This window comes from Paenibacillus xylanilyticus (assembly GCF_047246825.1).
In the GTDB taxonomy this organism is placed as follows: Bacteria; Bacillota; Bacilli; order Paenibacillales; family Paenibacillaceae; genus Paenibacillus; species Paenibacillus xylanilyticus_B.
Genome location: NZ_JBFOLB010000001.1, coordinates 160,349 through 178,571, shown reverse-complemented (window position 1 = coordinate 178,571; position 18,223 = coordinate 160,349). Strand labels below are relative to the sequence as shown.

Annotated in this window: 17 protein-coding genes; 2 read left to right on the top strand and 15 right to left on the bottom strand. The window is 45.0% G+C overall.

The window, feature by feature from the left end; genetic code table 11:
* Positions 1–150: 150 nt before the first annotated feature.
* The 11 genes from AB3N00_RS00825 to AB3N00_RS00775 all read right to left on the bottom strand — a co-directional run bounded on the left by AB3N00_RS00825 (position 151) and on the right by AB3N00_RS00775 (position 13,114).
* Positions 151–1,098: a helix-turn-helix transcriptional regulator gene (locus tag AB3N00_RS00825; protein ID WP_413032851.1), complete on the bottom strand. Its 948-nt coding sequence runs from the start codon at positions 1,096–1,098 to the stop codon at positions 151–153.
* Positions 1,099–1,290: 192 nt separating this feature from the next.
* Positions 1,291–1,650: a YxeA family protein gene (locus AB3N00_RS00820; protein WP_413032850.1), complete on the bottom strand. Its 360-nt coding sequence runs from the start codon at positions 1,648–1,650 to the stop codon at positions 1,291–1,293.
* A 23-nt stretch (positions 1,651–1,673) separates the two neighbouring features.
* On the bottom strand, positions 1,674–3,617 hold the full coding sequence (locus AB3N00_RS00815; RefSeq protein ID WP_413032849.1) for an FtsX-like permease family protein: 1,944 nt from the start codon (positions 3,615–3,617) through the stop codon (positions 1,674–1,676).
* Positions 3,604–4,389 (bottom strand): ABC transporter ATP-binding protein, encoded by a 786-nt coding sequence (locus tag AB3N00_RS00810; protein WP_413032848.1) that lies wholly within the window; start codon positions 4,387–4,389, stop codon positions 3,604–3,606. The genes AB3N00_RS00815 and AB3N00_RS00810 overlap by 14 nt, the downstream gene beginning before the upstream one ends.
* Positions 4,390–4,530: 141 nt before the next feature.
* Entirely contained in the window at positions 4,531–5,571 is a 1,041-nt protein-coding gene (locus AB3N00_RS00805) for a sensor histidine kinase (RefSeq protein WP_413035152.1), read from the bottom strand.
* A gap of 20 nt (positions 5,572–5,591) precedes the next feature.
* Entirely contained in the window at positions 5,592–6,275 is a 684-nt protein-coding gene (locus tag AB3N00_RS00800; RefSeq protein WP_413032847.1) for a response regulator transcription factor, read from the bottom strand.
* Between the two features lie 379 nt (positions 6,276–6,654).
* Entirely contained in the window at positions 6,655–8,760 is a 2,106-nt protein-coding gene (locus AB3N00_RS00795; RefSeq protein ID WP_413035151.1) for a serine hydrolase domain-containing protein, read from the bottom strand.
* A 416-nt stretch (positions 8,761–9,176) separates the two neighbouring features.
* A complete protein-coding gene (locus AB3N00_RS00790; protein ID WP_413032846.1) occupies positions 9,177–10,409 on the bottom strand; it encodes an MDR family MFS transporter in 1,233 nt (410 codons plus the stop codon).
* A gap of 360 nt (positions 10,410–10,769) precedes the next feature.
* On the bottom strand, positions 10,770–11,666 hold the full coding sequence (locus AB3N00_RS00785) for an aldo/keto reductase (protein WP_413032845.1): 897 nt from the start codon (positions 11,664–11,666) through the stop codon (positions 10,770–10,772).
* Positions 11,667–11,786: 120 nt separating this feature from the next.
* Positions 11,787–12,560, bottom strand: a complete 774-nt coding sequence (locus AB3N00_RS00780) for an SDR family NAD(P)-dependent oxidoreductase (RefSeq protein WP_413032844.1) — start codon at positions 12,558–12,560, stop codon at positions 11,787–11,789.
* A gap of 65 nt (positions 12,561–12,625) precedes the next feature.
* Positions 12,626–13,114 (bottom strand): GNAT family N-acetyltransferase, encoded by a 489-nt coding sequence (locus AB3N00_RS00775; RefSeq protein ID WP_413032843.1) that lies wholly within the window; start codon positions 13,112–13,114, stop codon positions 12,626–12,628.
* A 174-nt stretch (positions 13,115–13,288) separates the two neighbouring features.
* Between AB3N00_RS00775 and xerS the strand changes: the two genes are divergently transcribed.
* Positions 13,289–14,383, top strand: a complete 1,095-nt coding sequence (xerS, locus tag AB3N00_RS00770; protein ID WP_413032842.1) for a tyrosine recombinase XerS — start codon at positions 13,289–13,291, stop codon at positions 14,381–14,383.
* A gap of 153 nt (positions 14,384–14,536) precedes the next feature.
* Here the strand turns inward: xerS and mobB are convergent, their stop codons facing one another.
* Positions 14,537–15,085 (bottom strand): molybdopterin-guanine dinucleotide biosynthesis protein B, encoded by a 549-nt coding sequence (mobB, locus tag AB3N00_RS00765; protein ID WP_413032841.1) that lies wholly within the window; start codon positions 15,083–15,085, stop codon positions 14,537–14,539.
* A gap of 3 nt (positions 15,086–15,088) precedes the next feature.
* Positions 15,089–16,384 carry a gephyrin-like molybdotransferase Glp gene (glp, locus tag AB3N00_RS00760; RefSeq protein WP_413032840.1) on the bottom strand — a complete coding sequence of 432 codons (1,296 nt, stop codon included), beginning with the start codon at positions 16,382–16,384 and terminating at the stop codon, positions 15,089–15,091.
* Between the two features lie 140 nt (positions 16,385–16,524).
* Between glp and AB3N00_RS00755 the strand changes: the two genes are divergently transcribed.
* Positions 16,525–16,815: an HNH endonuclease gene (locus tag AB3N00_RS00755; protein ID WP_413032839.1), complete on the top strand. Its 291-nt coding sequence runs from the start codon at positions 16,525–16,527 to the stop codon at positions 16,813–16,815.
* 133 nt (positions 16,816–16,948) lie between these two features.
* Here the strand turns inward: AB3N00_RS00755 and AB3N00_RS00750 are convergent, their stop codons facing one another.
* Entirely contained in the window at positions 16,949–17,683 is a 735-nt protein-coding gene (locus tag AB3N00_RS00750; RefSeq protein WP_413032838.1) for a DUF4247 domain-containing protein, read from the bottom strand.
* 11 nt (positions 17,684–17,694) lie between these two features.
* Positions 17,695–18,201, bottom strand: coding sequence for a DUF4178 domain-containing protein (locus AB3N00_RS00745; RefSeq protein WP_413032837.1), 507 nt, complete (start codon positions 18,199–18,201; stop codon positions 17,695–17,697).
* Between the last annotated feature and the right edge of the window lie 22 nt (positions 18,202–18,223).

Sequence of the window (18,223 nt, the reverse complement as noted above, 5' to 3'; positions counted from 1 at the left end):
TCTATCCAAATTCAATTTCTAAATTATTTTTCAATCGATCCAACTGTAAAAAATGATGACACTTTCTACTGAAGTTTCTCATCCTTCAAGCGACTCCTCTTTATTTTGGGTATACCCACAGTATAAAAAAGCACTACTGACAAGGGTATGTCAGTAGTGCTTTAGAATGTTTGTCGCAACTTCTTGAATTCGGAAACGCAGAGTCTTCGGCTCAATTACCTCAATATCTCCACCCCAGCCAAGAAAATGATGCAATAGTTCCTCTGGATACCGGACACGAAAGTGGAATTTCACACCTTCATTGTGGTCCTCTATGGATTCAATATAAAAATGAACCGCCTCGATAATCTTGTCGGCTATTTCAGGGTTTGCCCGGATTAAGACTCGCTTGTTTCGGTCGTCAGGAGGTCGATAGCTGCTCAGGTCAAACCCATCCGGCAAAAGAAAGTGTTCCTCCAAAACGGAAAGTCCGGTCATCCGGGACAAGCGGAAATGACGTATATCCTGACGCAAGTCGCAGCGTGCGATTAGAACCCAATTTTCATGAACCAGCGTCAGTCCATATGGAGAAACTTCACGCTTATTTTTCCGAGTGCCATCCGTTCCCGGCATTTTTTTGTGGTACATAAAACTGATCTTACGCCGTTCCAAAATGGCGTTACGTATTTGGTTAAGATACGTTTTAATCATCTCATCAGTTAACGGTTCACCTGTATGAAGAAGTCGCATCGTTTCCCGAACCCGTATAGACTCGTTACGAACAGATTCCGGTAAAATGGCCTCAATTTTGCGTTGAGCCGACTTAGCCTTAAAACCGTAATCTGTATCCAACCTCTGCTCAATAAAATCAGCCCCCATTAGCAGGGATACTGCCTCTTCTGCTGTAAAGCTGACCGGGGGCAGAAAATATCCTTCCATAAGGGAATAACCCTGACCAGGTGCTCCTATAATTGGCACCCCAGCCTCACTTAGTGCTTGAATATCCCGATATATCGTACGCACACTTGTCTCAAACTGAGAAGCTAAATCTTCTGCTCTAAGTGTTTTGCTTCGCTGTAATTCAAGCGTGATTGCAAGCTGCCGTTCCGTTTTGTTCAATTTTTCCGTTCCCCCACGATTGCTTCATTTTAAACCTTACTAATTCTATCATAGGTACTTACCCGATAGCTTAATTAGATCAGAGATTGATGTTTACCTACTAGCGATTAGGATATTTTCAAGCAAAATCAAAATAAAATAGCGACTCAAAATAGCCACCATAGCTACTTTGAGTCGCAGTTTAAGCATGATCTAATTAGTGGAATTTATTGAATTAATCGCATTATCCGGAATGTCATCCCTTTGAATTAATATCCATTTTTTAGTGTAAGATCCCTTGGCAAGCACACTCACATACGTGCCCTGCTCCAGTTCTTTACTTGAAGAGAAAGTTATCTTTTTCTTTTGTCCCTGTTCTGTATAACCGGTCAGATTATATCTGTAGCGGATCCATTCATTTTTACCTTCCTGTTCGGCTGGTTTATTGATTACTGCGTATACATATTGTTCCTTATATAACGGGTTGAACTGATCAAACTCCCGTTTGAATGTTATATATAAGCCCGAGCAGATAATGACGATAATGAATATAAAAATAACTGTTTTTTTCATCATGCACCTCCTGAAAAATAGTGTTACAACATAGCGTTTTTAACAATTTTCCGATAGTAACCTAGAGTGAAAAGTGCGAACAGAAAATAGATGGCTGCATAGGCTCCTATCGAAATTATCGTTGGAATAGTAATGTCCGAAATAATGATAAACGAAGCCGCTTTAACTGCGAAGATCGAATGCAGCACACCCATAAATAACGGGAGAAGAAACACAACCATCTGCTTTCGCACAATGCCCTTCATAATCATCTTCTCGTCAAATCCGAGCTGCCTCAGCGTCTTGAAGCTCTGTTTTTCCTGCTCCGCCTCAGTCATTTGTTTAAAATACAGGATACTGCCGGTAGAGGCCAGAAAAGCAAGTCCCAGAAAGGCAGCGATAAAAATCAATAATCCGGAAATCTCAATCATCTGTCTGTATCGTGAATAGAAGTCGGTCGTAAAATGTTCGTCAGGATTATATTTCTGATAAAGGGAGGAAGCTAACGCAAGATCTCCTTTGTCTAATATACGATACGTATCGATCTGTACTTTCTCATAACCGGCAGTCCTGGACATGCTATCCTCAATTTCTCTTAACGTATGTTCAGACACTAAAATCTGATTGCCGGATATATCGGAATTCACGAGATTTGCCACGACCAGTTCTTTTAACGGATAACTAACCGTCTGCCCCTCTGTTATCAGTTCAATTTTCGTTGGGTAACGCTTTGAGAAATCACTGTCATCAAAAGCAGTATAAGCAGTTACGCTGTATTCTACCGCTTCGCCGTCTGAAGGCACGGGCAGCTTTTTATCTGTCCTTTGAAGCTGTTCGGCTGGAAGCCACAACAGGTTTGTCTCGATATAGCTGGATTCATCAAGTGGATTAAGAATAACACCTTTAGTCCGGACGGCCTCGATGGGTAGGTAGCTGAAGTTAATTCCTTCCCACTCAAGCTCGGTTATGAACGACTGTGCATCCATCTTCCTGTTTTCAAATGAGAAATCATAAGGCATCTCCATACGGACCGTATTCTCCGTGGAGTAGTAAATAGAATAGGCCATTGTAACCAGAGTAATGGTTAAAGCTGACAACACTGTAATTAAGGTGAGCGAGTTGGCATTACCCTTCATCCGGTGCATCAGTGGAGCAAGTGACAGGCTATTATACAAGCCAAGATGACCGTTTTTTCGTTTGCGAAGCCAGGAGAAGCACCATTTGATCGTCACACGAAACAATATATATGTTCCTGCAATAGTAGAAACAAGTACCAGGAATGAATTTAAGACTAATTGCTCATCTACCATCCGACCTGATAATTCATAGCCATATCCAAGCAGTACAATACCAAGCACGGCATAACTAGCCGTAAGAATAGATGCTCGGATTGACGGATGCTGGTTGGATAAGTCAGGTTGCTGATCTGCTTGAAACAAATTTAATAGTGTACTGCGAGATATCATGTATATGATTTGAATAGAAGTAATAACAACGACAAGAACAAAGACAATTACCGTATCGAAGGCTGCAGGTAATGAAAAGTCAATCGCAGGCATCCCATCCAAACGGAGCAATTTCATTAGAATAAGGACAAACAAACGGGCTACCAATGCTCCACAGATAATTCCTGCAATGAGTGCACCAAAACCGAGTAGTATATTCTCTATGACTAAATAACGGGCAACCCAGCCTTTGGATAGACCGATGAGCTGGTACAATCCGATTTCACGGCTGCGCCGGCGTAGAAAAATTTGGTTAGATGATATAGTAAAGATTACAATAATCACAAAAAGCAGGATTGCTGCAGACTGAAAAGCTACCAGAAATTTATCACTTGAATCCATCATCGCCTGAACCTGCTGATCATGCTGCAAAGAAGCAAAGACGAAGAACAGACTCAAACTGAAAATAAGTGCGAAGAAATATAAATAGTAATGCTTCACATTTTGCCGCATGCTGCGTAGTGCTAAATCAAATACTGTCAATATGGTCGCCCCCTAAAACAGCCTGCACATCGATGATTTCTTTGAAGAACGACTGTCTGGTTTTCTCTCCCCGATACAGTTCGGAATAAATCTTCCCGTCCTTTAAGAACACCACGCGGTTACAGTAGCTGGATGCGACTGGATCATGTGTGACCATGATAATCGTGACCTTCCGTTTCCGGTTCACCTCCTCCATTACTGACAATAACGATGAAGCGGATTTGGAATCCAGTGCTCCCGTAGGCTCGTCTGCAAAGATGATGGAAGGCTGATGGATGAGGGCCCGTCCAGCCGCAGTGCGTTGTTTTTGACCACCTGATATTTCGAAGGGGTATTTATGTGATAATTCATCGATGCCAAGCACTTCTGCAATGGCTATATATTCGCTCTCTCCCTGCTCTTTACTTATTTTGCTAAGGGATAATGGCAGGAGGATGTTTTCCTTTACCGTCAAGGTATCAAGCAGGTTGTAGTCCTGAAAGATGAATCCAAGTTTTTTTCGCCGAAAAGCAGAAAGGGCGGTATTGTTCATGGTAGAGATATCTTCCTCTTCGATTAAAATCGTGCCATCGGTAGTCCGATCAATAGTTGCAAGAACGTTAAGCAATGTTGTCTTACCAGAACCGGAGGGCCCCATGATTCCAACAAATTCTTTGCGAAGAACACGTAACTCTATTCCCTTTAGAACCTGTTGGGCACCACCCTTTGAACCATATGATTTGTGGACGTTGCGGGCGTGTAAAACTGTTTCTTGTTCACTCCATTCATTCATGTTGTACCTCCCAAAATTTGATTGTAGGTTAAGTCTACTTTGTATCCCCCAACTTGTCGCACGTTTTGGGTGACGAGTTGAATAGGAAGGTGACAGGATTGTCATGTTCACAAAAAAACAGCCAAGATTAATCTTGACTGTTTATAACGGAATATTTTCCTCTTGTCCTCTTCGGATTGTCTCAAACGTATTGGGATCCGTAAAAGTCATTCGCATCGTCGTACCTTGCGACTGGACAGGTTGTACCTGAAGCGTTATACCCATTTTACCCGCTACAGTTTGGGCAAGATAGAGTCCCAATCCGGTAGCTGCGTTATGAATCCGTCCATTTTCGCCTGTAAATCCTTTATCAAAGATACGTGGCAGGTCATGTGGCTGTATCCCCGGACCTTCATCAATCAAGTCTAAGATAACATTATTTTTTTTCGTCACGTCTGTTTGGAATGTAAGAGATTTATCCGGGGGACTGTATTTAATGGCATTGGTCAATAACTGACGGATGATAAAGCGGCACCATTTGCGGTCAGTGACAACCATGGCATCCGCACCTTCGATACCGATTTCCAAGTTTTTCTCCAAGCACCAAGGAGCCAGTTCACGAATCTCTTCTGCAACAAGACGATGTATGGAAACTCGTTCAAGCCTATAATCCGATTCCAAAGCGGGTAGACGTGTCATATGTAACTGACGATCTACTAGTAAATGAATCCGCAGCCATTCAGAATCAATTCTGCGCATGTCTGGATCACTCGGTCTCGTGTCCAAAATTAGTTTCATCGCGGTAAGAGGAGTCTTAACTTCATGGATCCAAGAGGCCACAAAATCATTTTCAATCAATTGAGCTTCCTTAAACTGGGATAGTTTACGTTTGAACTGATAAGCAGTCTCTCTCAGCAACTCGTTTGTAGCCCTATCCAGTTCATTGTCAGGTTCAGGCAGGTTTTCAAACCAGTCTGAGGTCATGACTTCCTGCAGCTTGGCAATCGCCGTAATATATTTTGTTTCTTTCTTATAACGCCATAGAAAAAACAGAAGAAACCCAATAAGATACAGAGCATTTAAATAGAGAAGAGAGGTGAATTCAACTCTCAATTCTTGTTCAAGTAAGATTAGTAAATCGGTCAAACCTAGTAAGCCAACAAACAACAAGATCCAGCTTTTTCTTGAAACCATGTAACGCATGAACACTATACCTATTCCTCCTATAAACTGATGGCCATATAACCCATTCCTTTCTTTGTAACGATTGCGTCTGATAGTCCAAGTGGTTCCAACTTTTGCCTCAGACGGGTTATATTTGCAGTAAGGGTATTATCATTCACGAACTGTTCATCTTCCCATAATTTGCGTATCAAGTCATGACGCGAGATAACCGCATTATTGGCTTTCACGAGCGTGATTAACAGAAAAAATTCATTTTTTGTCAAATCAGCCTCCTCGTCTGATCTTCGAATAGTACCTCGTTTCAGATCAATCAAGGCACCATTCCATTCCAGAATATCGGTCTGGCTTTCTCCATAAGCATAAGTTCTGCGAAGTACAGCCTGGATTTTGGCATACAGTACATTTGTATGAAAAGGTTTCTGGATGAAATCGTCCGCTCCCATATTGAGCGCCATGACCATATCTAAAGGATGATCGCGAGAGGATAAGAAAATGATAGGTACTTCGGATACGGAGCGAATCTCCCTGCACCAATGAAAACCATCAAATTTAGGAAGTGTGATGTCCATAATAACGAGATGAGGTTGCTGATCAAGGAACGAACGCATGACGTCGTTAAAATCATTCGGTCTGGTAACTTGAAATGCCCAAGCTTCCAGTCCTGTTTTTAATGCTTCATATAACGCATCATCATCTTCAACTACATATATTGTAAACTCCATAGAGTCAACCTCCTTATTCATTGTTTTGCATATTAGGTCTGAAAGTAACTCATGGCCCAAGCTGCTCATTAACTCAACAAAAATAATAACATGTATTCGACTGTACTACCCACTTCATACTTAATCGTTACCCAAATCAATGTATAGTTGTGCACAAATTTCTTCATATTTCTTATTACAACATCCCAAAGGACATCCCTTTTTCAGCCGAATATTATCACGATTAACGTTTTCTTTATTGGTTCTATTATGAGTCAGAACGCTTGTTATCTATTGCACCATCCATTTCATTTATGTAGTCAAGACAAGATTGTTCCTCAGGTGTTTATTAGAAAGGCGACCTTCTTATGAAGGTCGCCTTTTAAGCATCATCCGCCCTTTAATTCTTGCTGCTTGCCAACGAAATCTCGAACGTTGAACCAACCTCTCCTGCGAATACTATGCTGCCGTTCTCAGGCAATACAACTTCATTTTGACCGCTGACCACTGTGTTATTGATGGAGATTCCAGCCTGGTCGTACACGGTAAAACCGCCATTCGAAGGCAATTGAACCGTCATTACTTTACCTGTTGCTGCCGCTGGTATGGAGTACCATGCAGCCAAACCGTTTGCTTGAATCGTTGTCTTCGATTGAATTCCCGAATAGAGCGGCTTCAACGCGTCTTGACTTGCGTATACCTTTCCGCCTGCAGAAATGTATTCCACGCCGTTTTCCTCATAGAAATCATATTCCATCGAGTCACGGCCGGCCAAGCCGGGAATTTGCAATTGGTTCACGGCCAAATCTGCTCCAATGATCTTATTGGTGTACACATATCCTGGTACCTGACTGAACAGATGAATGGGGATAACCGGAGTAGCACTGTCATATACCGTCGATGTGTATTTCTCATTCACCAAGTAATACATCTGCCCTTCCCGCTTCTGCCAAGCGGCCATTACATCTCCGGATAATTCGTTGGTTTCAAGCTTTTCAGCCTTGTATTCCGAGGAGGCGATCTGTCCAAGCCCCGGCACGGACTGATACGAGCGGGACCACAAGTAGGTATTCCCGTTGTCTTCCTCTACAAATTTCAATTTTTCCGTACCTTCGTCGTTAACAAAAGAACCATCCACAGTATACGTATACGTTTGGTCCGGAGTGTTTGGGGACGAAATCGTGGACTTCGTTAACTGGCCGTCATCATTCACTTCCAACTTCAGCAGCGAACTGCCCCCAGCACCATAAATGCCTGCATACTCCAATACTTCCTTCGGCATGGTTGCTTTCACAGGTGCGCCATGCGACTTCTCCGGCTTCCGTTCTGGAATGATATCCTTCTCCTCAAGCGCGCTGAGCAACAATTCGCTCGCAATCAATTGATCGGTTGTGCTCGAACCTCCCGAAGAGGTAACGGCTGCAGCCATGTTGTATTCCGGAAGTACGATCAGGGAGGAGTGATAAGATATCGTATTCCCGCCTTTTGTTATTGCCTTGATGCCATATTCATTGAAAGGAAACAGGTTCACGCTGTCCCAGCCCAACCCGAAAGCGATGGAGGAATCGCCATCCTCCGGCCACATGCCTCTTTTATATTCTTCTTGCGCCGTGGCTTCTGCGGATTTTTTGGAAATAATCCCTTGAACCTCACCCGTGAAAATCTGCGAGAAACTAACCAAATCTTCGGCTGTGGAATAAATGCCCCCGGAGGCGATCATGTTTGTGTTCTCTTGTGGAAGTTGTCCCTTATGCAAGCGGGAATACGTTCCTGCCATTTGCGTGGAGTCGATAAGATCTTGAGGTGTTTTGGTATCGTTCATGCCTAATGGCTTGGTAAAATAGCGATGTATGAAATCGGTAAAGCTCATGCCGCTGACCGTCTCGACCAGAATCTCGGCTAACGTAAAGCCATCGTTACTATAAACCGAGTACGCTCCAGGATCTGCCTTCAGATTTTGCCTCGCCAATTGCCCCAACAGAGAATCATGTGCATAGGTATCGTTGTCCCCATACAGTATTGCGCTGCTGCTTGAAGTTCCTTGAAGCCCGGAGGAATGATTCAGCAGCATACGCGGCGTGATTTGTTTGTAACGCTCATCTTTCATCTTAAAATCAGGGATATAGTTCACCACGGGTACATCCAGATCGACCTTGCCTTCTTCAACCAGCTTCATCATGGCGGCGGTAACGACCATTTTGCTGGTTGAACCTATACCGTACATCGTATTGGCAGTGAGTGGTTCCATGTTGTTGATGTCATTTTTCCCTATCTGCCCGGAAACCACGATTTCTCCCTCATCGATGAGTGCATATTGCAAACTTGTCGTGCCATACGTCTCCGTCAATATATTCGCTTTCTCGATAACCGTTTTTTTGGTTGTATCATACGTAAGGTTGCTACCGCTGCTCGTAACCGGGGCGGCCATGGCAGACATTGGGGCAAGCATGGCAAACACCAGTGTTATGGCTGTAATTGAAGTTCGTTTTTTGGGTGTCAATCTCATCATCTCCTGTTTTTTCTGTGGTTGGGAACCTCATAAGGCTACTGAAATCAGTTTAATGCTTGAAGATGTACTGCCCATGTCATCCATATGAACTGAACATGAACAATAAAAAAGCCGCAATCGCGGCCTTCTCCAACGTAACATTGATTAAAAAATTGATATTGTTACAAAGGGAACGTACGATACTGCAGTCAAACAAAAGGTCCTTGACTTTTATGTGTTGATTTTGAAGTTCGTTATTACATTGAGAAAGCGCAAATGTAACTTGATGGTAGGTAGATACAAAGTTCGACAATATTTTTCTATTGTGAATTTTTCATATGATGAAATATTGTAGTATAATCCAATAAAAAAACCTTCAAATTCACATCCAGGTAAATTGAAGGTTTATGATTTTATTTCCATATGAATCGAAATTAAGCTTCCATCGTTCGTTGCTGACTTCTTGCCTGCATCCGTTTATGGGCAATCCATAGGAAGGGAACTCCGCATACGGCACTAAGTGCAATTGGTGTAAATACATGCAAAGGTTGGTTAGCCCCAAAGCTGTCCAGCAGGAATCCGCCTAGAATCGGAGCACTGACGTTCCCCAGATTGTTGAACCCGATCATGCCAAAATACGTCCCTTTCAATTCCGGCTTCGCGATCCGGTCCACCAGAACGTCCATCAACGTGAACATGAGTACTTCACCTACAGTAAAAATGACAACTGCCGCCACCAGCATCCACGGGCTCTGCGCCAGGCCAAACATCATTAAACTCACGGATACCATAATATTGCCTATAATGAGCGGCACCACGGGTGGGAAGCGACTCGCGATACGAACCACCGGAAATTGGACGGCCAGGACAACGACTGCGTTTAAGGATAGCATGTATCCAAACCATTTCGCACCGTCTGTCATATTCGGGTTAATCGCCATAAATTGCGGCAAAGTCGAGCTGAAATGTCCATATCCGAGTACACAAAAGATCGTTCCAATCAATACAAACATAAAGACCGGATCACCGCTCGTTGTGCGAAAAGCCTGTTTTAACCGGATCGGCCCTACCGTCCGCGAACCCTGCTCACCCGATTGCAGTGGATGAAGAATAAATTGAATAATTAACAGGATGCCATAAGCTATGTATACTCCGCCTGCGACCAGAAACGATACGTTGGAATCCGACAACCCCAGGTACAATCCAAGCAGCGGCCCGAACACGACGCCCAGATTAATCGCTGCATACCTCAGATTGAATACGAGCAGTTTGCTTGACGGCGGTGTGATGTCCGATAACAATGCTCTGGATGTCGGTTCAAACAGTGCCCGGCAAATGCCATTGAGCGCGTTCATGACAAAAAAGAGCCAGATCTTGTCGGACAAAGCAAATCCAATAAATACGAGAGCCCAGCCAAAGACCGATATGAACAACACTTTTTTACGTCCAATCCGATCAGAGATATATCCTCCATAGAAGCTGGCAAAGACACCTACCAGCGCACTCACGGCTACTATAATTCCTGTCTGCGTTGGCGACGCCCCCATCTGCTGCGTCAGATAGATCGACAGAAACGGAATACTCATTGAGGTAGCCATACGTCCAAAAATCGTCCCCACAATGATGGTCCACGCCAGTGGATGAATTTGTTTTAACTGTGAAGCCATGCTGTTCCCCCTTGTTGACCCTTCCTGAATTTTCATGTTCATTTAAACATATGAGTTCTATTATACGACTAGGGAACTTGTTAGAGGTAAATTTAATTTAGGAAAAAGACTTGACTTCTTTTATTTTGTTTTAAATTCTCCCGTTTTCCCTCGCACAGGCATACACTGTATCTATATTTGTCGTGAGTGCGTTAAGAACGTTTATTGTTGTGAATTTTTCATATATTGAAATTATATTGTAATTATTTTTTCATCTCTTTAGTATGTTCCCTTTTAATCCAGATTCAACTAAAAAAAGCCGCACTCGGGCGGCTTTCAAAATCGGGCGGTTCTCTCTTGAACCATTCGTTACATCTTAGGTTACGTCCGGCCTGTCCAATCCGACCCGGCGATTTCCTTCCATCTTGTTCTGATCTCGTCATACAGTTCCTGCGGGAGCGCTCCTTTGGCCACCAGATCAGCATTTTGCTGCCAACGGTTCGGCTTGGTTGTACCCACGATGGCCGTATCGACGCCCTCCGTACTTAGCGTGAAACGCAGGGCCGTTTCAACCGCCGCTTGTGCATCTTCACCTGCCAGGAAACCATAGCCCAGTTCCTGCAACCGTCTCCAATATACGAATGGATAGGCATCTTCGGAAATCGTGTCATACGTCCATGCTGCATTGGCAATCGGCCGTTTGGCGATTACACCCATGTTTCTTTTTCTGGCCTCTGGCAATGTCAGATCAATGGCTTCTTGATCCGCAATGTTTATTGAAGTTTCCAAACTGTCAAACACCCCGGTTCCAATGGCGTACAACGCGTCTGTTGTATCACCGCTATAACCGATAAACCGGGTCTTTCCCGCTTCCTTGGCACGTTGCAGGACTTCAATCACTGCTCCTTGCCTAAGTACTTCTTCAGAACAGCTATGCAAATGAATGACATCCACATACTCCGTTTTGAGCCTTCTTAGACTGCGATCGATCGTTTGCTCCAGCACTTTGGGTTCCCAATCCGGCCCATCCACCCCGGCAGCATGTCCACACTTGGTAAACAAATAATAGTCGTCCCGTCGGTGCGAAAGTACGTCTCCAATCAGTTCCTCGCTGTTTCCATAACATTCGGCAGTATCAATGACGTTCAAACCAGCATCCAAAGCGGTATTCAGGAGTGTTTCCACGTCACCTTTGGATACATTGCTTCCAATTTCAGATCCGCCAAACCCGAGAGTGCTTACTTTCATGCCTGTGTTTCCATATTCGCGCAGTTCCATGAGTGATTCCTCCGACTTCGTTAATATAGGTACATCTTATATGAAAGAATGACAACTCTGTTTGTTATTACCCGCAAGCAGTGTTTCGCACCCACTTTTCACCGTTTATTTCTCTATTATTTAGAATCCATAAATGGACATGCCTCCGTCAACGAGCAGTGTTTGACCCGTCATATATCCTGCAGCGTCTGACGCCAAGAAAACCACAGGTCCAACTACCTCTTCCAGCTCACCCACTCGCTGTAGGGGGGTTCGACTTACAATTTCCTGCAAATATTGTGGATCATCCAGCAGCTTTTCGGTCAACGGCGTACGGAAATACCACGGACCTACCGCGTTTACACGAATGCCGTATTTCCCCCATTCCATGGCAAGGACCTTTGTCATATGAATAAGAGCTGCTTTGGTTGCTCCATAGACAACACCTGTACGCAAAGCTGTGTGCCCGCCTACTGAAGAAATGTTAATGATTTTACCGCTGCCCTGCTCCTTCATGTGTTGACCCGCCAGCTGTGAAGCCATGAAGGCTGATTTCAGATTGGTCTGCATAATGGTCTCCCATTGCTCGTCCGTCACTTCAAGAGCTGGCGTCCGAATGTTCATACCGGCATTATTAACAAGGATATCCAGTCTGCCCAGTTCGGCTATCGTTTCACGAAAGACTTCTTCCAGCTGCTCCCTGGATGTCACATCAGCACTCAAAGCTATAGCCCTATGGCCAGTCTGCTCATAAATTAAGGCAGCAGTCTCCTCGACTTCCGTCATCGTACGAGATATGAGAACAACGTCACATCCCGACTCTGCCAGTCCGATGGCTATCGCCTTTCCGATCCCTCTTCCCGCACCGGTTACCAGTGCAGTCTGTCCTTCCAGATGAAATGTTGGTCCGTTCATGCCACACACTCCTCTATCCATTCAAATATGTATTCAAGGTGCAGATCAGCTCATGATCATGATGTTCACGTTACAAAAAACTGGCTTGGATTACCCAACTCCGGATGAAACTTCTCGCGAAATCGGCCTCCCGTATAAGCTCCTATCACTTTTCTCCAGAACGCCTGCGCAATCACATTATTGCGTACCTGCGTCACTTTCCAGCGTCCCGGAAAACGATTAAACAGCTCGTGTGCTGCCTGAGTCCCTATTCCGCTCCGCCGATATTTTTGCATGACAAAAAACTCAGTCAAATAATAATCATTATCCTTGCTGCCAGGCTCGAAACGTTCTACCAGCGCAAAACCTGCCGGTGCCCCATCACTCGTAATCAGAAAAGCAAATTTACGGCCTTCCTCCTCCCAAAAAGCCTCGAGACCCGGATACTCCGGGAAAATACCGTTGCTGTCCACATCAATATTCAAATATTTAGTAAAATCATACAGATAAAATTGCATCAAATGCCGGATCACCTGACTCCGTTCCCGGGGAACCAGCTCTAATCTCATATTCATCCGGTTCACCTCCTCTGCTCTGCTTATAACAATTACTTTAAAGGTTTGTACGCGGAAGGGCAAGAAAGCAGCCCTCACCTACTCCTGTTCCATGAACAGGCTGTGACCAAGCAAATTATGGTACACTAGGACATAGACTAATTTGTAGAAAGAACTGACCAGGAGGTGCCGAACTTGACCAATGTGCAAAAAGAGATTGATCGACGCAAGCTGGATGATAAACTGCCTTCCATGCCTTGGTTCGTTCAGCAATTCATTGACTATAAGCTTCCCGATTTATCACCATCCACCCTGCTTGAATACTTAAGGGACTACGACACTTTCTTCAGTTGGCTGCGCGCGGAAGGATTGTCTCAGGCTGAGTCCAATAAAGACGTAACGTTAACTGAACTTGAGGTATTACGGATGGATTCAGTCACTTCATTCCGGTTGTTCCTCGCTACGAAGCGTGAAGGAGCCAACTCGCGAATTACGGTATCCCGCAAACTGTCCTCCCTCCGCTCACTCTTTCATTATTTGAGCCAAATTGCCGAAGATGAAGACTTCTATCCTCTGCTGAAACGTAATATTATGGCCAAGATTGAGATCAAACGCACGCACAAGCCAAAAGACACGGCAGCGAAGCTGAAAGGGAAGCTATTGGAGGATGAGGAGCTGCTTGAATTTATCGGATACATCCTCGAAGGTTACGCTGTGGACATGCAGAAGAACAAGCAAGCACTCTACTCGCATGAACTCAACAAAGAACGGGATGCATGCATTGCCAGCCTTATTCTGAATTCAGGGCTGCGGGTATCCGAAGTGGTTAACCTGAATATTGATGATCTGGATTTGAACAACAAACTGTTATATGTTTACCGCAAAGGTAACAATGATGAAACGTTCAAAACCCCTGTTTATTTCAGAGAACAGGCCAAGGATGAGCTTGCAAACTACATGCATCTGCGGCAATCACGATACCGCACACCCAAACGGGAAAAAGGGTTATTCATTGCGCTGCGTAACGGTGAGTCTGAAGGCAGTCGAATGACCAAACGGGCGATTCAAGCGATGATTATGAAATATGCCAAATGTTTTGGCAAGCCGTATCTGACCGTGCATAAGCTGCGGCATTCCTTTGCAACAGATTATTATCTGCAAAATGATATCTATAAAACGAAAGAACAACTCGGGCACGCCTCTACGGAAACGACCGAAATCTATGCCCATCTCACCGACAAAACGATGTCTGAAGCAATTGAACGTCGCTCTGAGGATACTGGATCTTAAGCAGGTTATCATTAAAAAATCAAACAGCGGATTCTCTCCTGGTTACACCATAAGAGAATCCGCTGCTTTTCCAGCAATATTTTAGTTTACATAATATACGGTTAACTAATGTGTTGTTACTTTAGCGTTGAATTGGATCTCACCTTTTCCCCTTTACTGATCGCATTCATTCATCCTTTTTAACAGCCACTCAGCGATAAGCCCTGTCTCATGCACAGAAAGCCACACCACTTCTTTTAACGGATCATGGCCGTTCCCCACTAAATTCATTGAATCCTTTGGCAGCCAGGAAACGACAGCCATCACTCCCTGCATCTTCTCAAGCAAGGTCAAATGTTGATCTTCGCGGATCATCACCAGCTTGGGATAGTTCGCCCATTTGTATCCTTCAATCAGAATCCAATCGTAATTGTTCAGATGGTTTAGCATATTCTCCAAACTGGTTGCCTGTTGCTCAATAATGGCCGTTCGCTTATCCGACATGACAACTACAGCGGAAGCACCCGCCTGATTAAAACGGTAGGAATCGGTTCCTTCATGGTCCATCTGAAAATGATCATGACCATCATGCTTGATGACCGCAACTCTCAGCGCTTTTGTTGATAAATATCGGGTGAGTTCTGCCGTTAATGTGCTTTTGCCCGTATTTTTGTAGCCTACGATCTGCACAATGTGTGGTGGTACAGTACTTGTTTTGCGCATATCCTACCTCACCTGTCCATGGGGTAGCTTAAGAATCCGCACCTGTTCTCCTGCAGGAATCCCTTTCTTTTCAGGTGGAATGATAATCAGGCAATCACTATCTTTAATTGTGATCATGACACTCGACTCATCCACTCGAGCCGCAGCAGGCATCGCATATACCTTTCCATTCCGAATTTCCGTGCGCCCCCGTACAAACCGTGTGAAGTTGTTCACTTTTGTATATTCTTGATCCAGGATCGCTGTCCACTCTTCCAGATAGGGGTTGGCATCATTTTGCATCATACGAATGGTCGGCCGGACAAACAAACCGAATCCAACAAAACAAGCTCCCGGGTTACCGGATAATGCAAAGAGCAGTTTATCATTCACGACGGCTGCTGTCGTAACACTGCCTGGACGCATCGTCACTTTATTAAAGAGCATCTCCATATTTCCTTCACGTACCAAATCACCCATGATGTCATAATCGCCAACCGATACACCGCCTGTGGTCACCACAATATCGTTATCTTCAACCGCTTCTGCCAGTTTCGCACGTGCAGTATCCACATCATCCGCGATGGAGCCATACATGACAGGTTCACCACCCGCCTCCGTGACCAGGGAACGCAGCATATAGCTATTGCTGTTGCGAATTCGTCCGGGCTGCAAAGGTTCGTCCACCTCGAGCAATTCGGTTCCAGTGGCAAAAATGGCGACTTTCGGACGCCGAAACACCGGGACATGGGCCACCCCAAAAGTAGCCAGTACGGATTGCTCTCCTGCCCGAATAATCGTTCCGGCTTCAAGCAGTAGCTGACCTTCCTGGACTTCCAATCCGATTGGCGTAATGTTGGCGTTAGGCTGGATATGACGCTTAAGCGCAATCCATCGTTCTCCATCCTGCTCCCTGCTTTCGGTCATCTCCAGCATGACAACCGCATCCGCACCATCAGGTACTTGCGCACCTGTCATAATTCGGGCGGTGGTGCCGGGAACAATCGGTTGGTTCGATGTATATCCACATGGAATCTCATCAACGACACGCAGCCAGATCTGTTGGTCGCTGGACGCATTGACGGTATCACTGCTGACAATGGCATAACCATCCATCCCGGATCTCCGGAAGAAGGGATATGGATGCGGGGCATGAATCGTTTCAGCAAGCGTTCGCCCATGAGCAGATTCCAGGGTGACTCTCTCAATCGCAATTGTAGTAACATGGGGTGAAATTTGAGCCTGAGCAGCCTCAACCTGAACTGCTGTACGATTAAATTTGGGACTGGTGATGTCATCTGAATGTGAGTTGATTTTCAAAATGGATAAAACCTCCTTGGGACAGAACTCGTTTAAGAAAGTGTAGCGTGAAAGCTAAGGTGTGACAAGTAAAAGCCCGGCTGGTAACATGAAAGTGCGATATCATGCCCATAATAGGGATCAAGAAATGGAGGGACATCATGAGTAATCGATGCGAATTGTGCGGTAGAGAACCTGTGGAAACGACAGTCCATCATCTTACACCCAAAGAAATGGGCGGAACGTTCATGCCTACTGCCGATCTATGTATTCCATGTCATAAACAACTCCACTCGCTATTTACCAATCAGGACATTATTAGCCTAAGCCTGACAGAACTACAGGCACTGCGCGAGAATGAACGAATGGCTCCTTTTATCCGCTGGATTCGTAAACAACCTCCTTCCACCATCCCCCGGACACGCAAGTCCAATCACGTTCGCAGATCATAATCAAGAGAAGACCCTTACTCAACTAATATAAATCAAAAAGAACAGCCACAAGGTGAGCTTTCGCATGGCAGGGTTCATTCTGCCTTACCTTGTGGCTATTCTGCATGGATTGTTCAGACAGGCCGAATCATGATTACCTTCGCCTCTTGATTCGTCCCCCGCCTACCCTCGTTTTGGGTTTCTTATAAGAGCTTTTTGGTGAGTCAAACAAGCCTCCACTCTTATTTCGTTCAACCGTGCCCGTGCTTGGTTCCTTTTTGCGGCTAAACAAGCCCCCGCCTGAACCTACACTTGTATCGGTGTCCCCTCCCCGCCGGGTAATCGACCCTTTTCGATCAACTGTAATTGGGGGAGCGGCCTTTTTGTCATTGCTTGTTGGTGCACGATAAGTACCTTGATTCGGTTTGTACGTATCACGATCTGTGTATCCTCTGTACTTTCCGTACCCACTTCCGCCAAAGGAATCAAACAAATTCCCAATGAGCGTTGCGGTCAAATATCCTTGTAGAAAAGAGGAATCATAATTCTGCCGAACATATTCCTTGGAATCCACTTCAATTAAGGTGTCTTCCTTCTTGTTTGGATCTTGCTGCAAATGATAATACTGGTCCTGATATACCAGGAACATCCGCTCTTCATTTTCCGCCGAGATCTGATCAGGTTTACGCTCTTCGGATAACTCCTGTGCAACTTCAGGAACAGAACGGTCGGCAGCACGATACACATATGATGTTGTATTGCCACTGCCACTTACAGACTCAAGCGGATAAGTGTCCTGAACGGAAGGCATCCCGCACGCGGACAACAGGGACATGACAAGGCTGAGGACCAGCATTAATTTTAATCCAAGTGCCATGCGCTTTTTCATTGGAACCTCTCCTAGCTCGAACGAATCACTTTGATATCCGCAGGAAGAATGGACTCACCTTCATACAGAGTAAATCTTCTGTCTTGCCATTCCACACGCAGAAGCATATTATCATCGGACTGGTACTGCCAAACCAATTGCTCCCCACCCTGACCATAAGGTGTCCTGCCTGCTGTGGAAACCATTCCTCCATATTCTTCCTCCAGATGATAGGCGCGTCCATCCAGATCGAGTAGCGTCGGCACCTCATCCGGTGCGTCAAGACGGCCGTCAATTGGCGTATAGAGGGCGTAACGTGTCATTTCTCTTTCTTCAACATGCAAATGTCTAATGGTTGTGCCATCCTGCAAGGTTAGCACCACTGCTTTTCGCGCACGGTGATGTACCCGTCCCACGACCTCATATGTTACAAGTGAGACTTCGCAGATATCACCAGGTGCAAGATCCAGCATGGTTTTCTCCGCCTGCGGCGGTTCGGGCTTGGCTAGAATCCCTTTAATCCGTTTCCATACACTCATACCCATTACTCCCGTTCGTTAT